Genomic DNA, 3,410 nt, shown 5'->3' on the forward strand with positions numbered 1-3,410 from the left:
ACCCCGATCGCAGTCCCGCCCCCCATTGGATTGCGACGCCTTACTGCCTAGTTGCTTAGGAATCTCAATTCACTTGCCACGTCATCGCGTTGACGCGTTGCCGTGGAACAACCTCGCCCGCGCGTCGGCAAACCAACGCGTAGCAGGTACCTCAAAAGGGAGACGACCATGCGCGCATGCATTCAGTGCAGAGCCCCTATCAAGCACGAAATCTGGAGTTGCGCTGCGTGCGGCTGGCAACCGATGAGTCAGGACGGGTTGGTCTGCATGGCGCCGGCCATGCTGGCCGACCATGACGGCTATCACGAACCCCTCTTCGAGGAGTACGAAAAGCTCGAGGCCACGCACTTCTGGTTCGTTCATCGGCGGCGGCTCATTCTCGACGTCCTGCAGAGCCATTTCCCGACACTCAGGTCCTTCATGGACATCGGTTGCGGGACCGCCGAGAACCTCAAGGCCATCGAGCAGCGCTTTCCGCATGCGCGCATCTGCGGTGGGGAAGCGTCGCTGCAGGCGCTGGCCTCGGCACGCAACAAGTCCAACGCCCAGTTCATCCAGATGGACGCCCGCGCGCTGCCCTTTACCGCCGCCTTTGATGTGATCGGGGCGTTCGATGTGATCGAGCACGTCGACGACGATGAGCGTGTCCTGGCAGAGATGTACCGGGCTTGTCGCGCCGGCGGTGGCCTCATCCTCACCGTACCGCAGCATCCCAGCCTGTGGAGCCATCTTGACGATGCGGCCAAGCACAAGCGCCGCTACACGCGCAGTGAGTTGCTTGGCAAGGTGCGGGCCGCCGGATTCCAGCCCGTCTACGCCACCTCGTTCATGTCGCTGCTTCTGCCGGCGATGGCGCTCTCGAGATTGCAGCAACGGCTCAAGCCGCCCAAAGACGCGGTGGACGACGGATTCCGAATTGGCGCGACGCTCAACCGCATCTTTGGCGGCATCTGTGCCGCCGAGCGGCAGTTGATTCTTGCCGGTCTGAGGTTTCCGTTAGGCGGTTCCCTACTTGTCGCCGCGAGGAAGCCTTCGTGAAGTCTCGCGTTCTCTGGTTTTCGCTCATTGTCGTTGCCATCTTGCTGTGGACCGCGACCCTCTCGATCCGGCCGCTCTACGAACCGGATGAGGGGCGCTACGCCGAAGTTGCCCGGGAGATGTTCGTCTCGGGCGACTGGACGACCCCTCGGCTGAACGGCGTCAAGTTCTTTGACAAGCCGCCACTTCAGTATTGGGCGACCGCGGCGGCGTTTGCGGTGTTTGGCGTCAGTGAATGGAGCGCCAGACTCTGGAGTTCGTTGATCGGAGCCAGTGCCATCCTGGTCGCCGGTTGGTCTGCGACGGCACTCTTCGGGCGGCGAGTGGGGCTCGCCTCTGCCCTGGTGCTGGCCGGCTCGCCGCTATGGATACTGGGCTCGAACCTGACCACGACAGATATCGGCGTCGGCGCACTGCTGGGCAACGCCGTCCTGGTCTATGCGGTAGCGGTCAGGAATGCCGATAGGCGCCTCTATCCGATCGTCTGGGGTCTGGTGGGGCTGGCCTTCCTTGCCAAGGGATTGATTGCGATCGTGCTGCCCGCCGCGACCATGGTGGTCTACGCCGTGCTCACCAGACAGTTCGGACTGTTCAGAAGTCGCGCCTTCTGGATATGGGGGTTGTTCGCGTGCGTCCTCGCGCTGCCGTGGATCGTCGCAGTGTCGGTTCGCAATCCGGAATTTCTTAACTACTTCTTCGTCCACGAACACCTGGCGCGCTTCACTTCCTCCGTTCATGCCCGCAACAAGCCTGCCTGGTTCTTCGCCGCGGTGCTGGTCGCGGGAATGCTGCCGTGGGCTGGCGTCATCCCCGCCACAGTCTGGCAGCGCTGCCGGCCTGCGAGGCGCTCGGGGACATTTGACCCGCGGTTGTTCCTGCTGGTGTGGACGTTGATTGTGCTCGTCTTCTTTTCCGTCTCGCGATCGAAGCTGCCCCTGTATCTCCTGCCGGCCTTTCCGCCGCTCGCCGTGCTCGTTGGTGACGCCATCCTGCGCGTGCGCACGAGATGGGTAGTGGTCGGATGCTCGCTGATGGTCATACTCGGCATCCTGATCGCGGGGTTGCAATGGATCCCCGAGCTATCGGACAAGGTGCTCAAGCGCGGGATCTCGGATCTTGGTCATTTCTCGTTCTGGAGCACGCTCACCATCGGCGCCCTGGTGGTTGGCGGGCTGGGTGCCTGTGCCCTTGCCCTGTCAGGCCGACGTGGCATTGCCGTCGCAGTGGCAGCACTGGCATCGATTGGCAGCCTTCAGCTTGGGCTCGTGGCATCCATGGCCTTCGAATCCCTGTCGATCAAGCCGATCGGCCTAACCGTCAAGGCATCGCGCCGCGCCGATACCGCCCTGTTCAACGTCGGGCAGATCGACCGGGGCTTGGCGTTCTACTCCGAAATGCTTCCCCAGGTGGTGGTTGCCAGGGACGAACTGGATCTTGGCTTTTCTGTCGATCCCCAGCGGTGGATCGATAGCTACGCGACCTTCCTGCTGCGCTGGCGCGAGCGCGGACACAAGCTCGCCGTCATGCGCGAGGCAACTTTTGCGCAACTGTCCCCCGACCTGGGGCCAGAGAGCCTGGTGGTGGCGCGCCGGGGCACGACGGTGCTCGTGGAGAAGCGATGACAATGTCGCCCAGATTCCTCCGCTATCTGGTCACCGGCGCGACCGCGACCGCCGCGCATTACCTCATGCTGATCCTGATTGTTGCGCAGGGGGGCATCCCATTGTTGGGTTCGATTGTCGGCAGCGTGGTGGGGCTCCTGACGAATTATTTCCTGAGCAGTCGGTGGGTGTTCGCGCGCACGTCGGATGCTTCATCGCGCTTTGCGAGATTCCTGGCAGTTTCGGTGCTCGCCTTCGGGCTCAACGCTGCGTTCATGTGGATCGGACTGCGGGCGGGGCTTCACTACCTGCTCGCACAGGTTCTGTCCACGTTTCTCCTCATGCTCATCAACTACACATTGCATGCCAACTGGACGTTCCTGAACAGGGAGTCACGATGAGTTCGGATAAGCGGTTGCAGGGAACAGTATCGGTGGTCGTTCCCATTTTCAATGAGGAGCAGGTCTTGCCCCTGTTCCATGCGCGTCTCGGCGCCGTCCTGGGAACCCTTCCCTATACGTCGGAAGTTATCTACGTGGACGATGGAAGCCGGGATCGGACCCTCGATGTGCTCAGGACAATACGGGGCGCCGATGAGAAAGTCGGCATCATCGAATTGAGCCGGAATTTCGGCAAGGAAGCCGCATTGACCGCGGGATTGGATGTCGCGTGCGGCGACGCCGTCGTCGTCATCGACGCCGATCTGCAGGATCCGCCGGAACTGATCCCCACCCTGATTAACAAGTGGGAGCAAGGTTTCGATGTCGTCTA

General features: G+C 62.0%; 4 protein-coding genes. All 4 read left to right on the forward strand.

Going from position 1 to position 3,410, the window contains the following annotated elements; translation table 11 throughout:
* The first annotated feature begins 279 nt into the window (after positions 1-279).
* Entirely contained in the window at positions 280-1,038 is a 759-nt protein-coding gene (locus F7R19_RS29340; protein WP_223506125.1) for a class I SAM-dependent methyltransferase, read from the forward strand.
* Complete coding sequence (locus tag F7R19_RS29345; protein ID WP_029307116.1) at positions 1,035-2,660, forward strand: glycosyltransferase family 39 protein; 1,626 nt, start codon at positions 1,035-1,037, stop codon at positions 2,658-2,660. Before F7R19_RS29340 ends, F7R19_RS29345 begins: the two co-directional genes overlap by 4 nt.
* Positions 2,657-3,040 carry a GtrA family protein gene (locus tag F7R19_RS29350; protein ID WP_008642726.1) on the forward strand — a complete coding sequence of 128 codons (384 nt, stop codon included), beginning with the start codon at positions 2,657-2,659 and terminating at the stop codon, positions 3,038-3,040. Before F7R19_RS29345 ends, F7R19_RS29350 begins: the two co-directional genes overlap by 4 nt.
* Positions 3,037-3,410: glycosyltransferase family 2 protein (locus tag F7R19_RS29355; protein WP_150982953.1), on the forward strand; the 374-nt coding region annotated here is incomplete at its 3' end. The genes F7R19_RS29350 and F7R19_RS29355, both read left to right, overlap by 4 nt.

It is taken from the genome of Cupriavidus pauculus, assembly GCF_008801835.1.
GTDB lineage: Bacteria > Pseudomonadota > Gammaproteobacteria > Burkholderiales > Burkholderiaceae > Cupriavidus > Cupriavidus pauculus.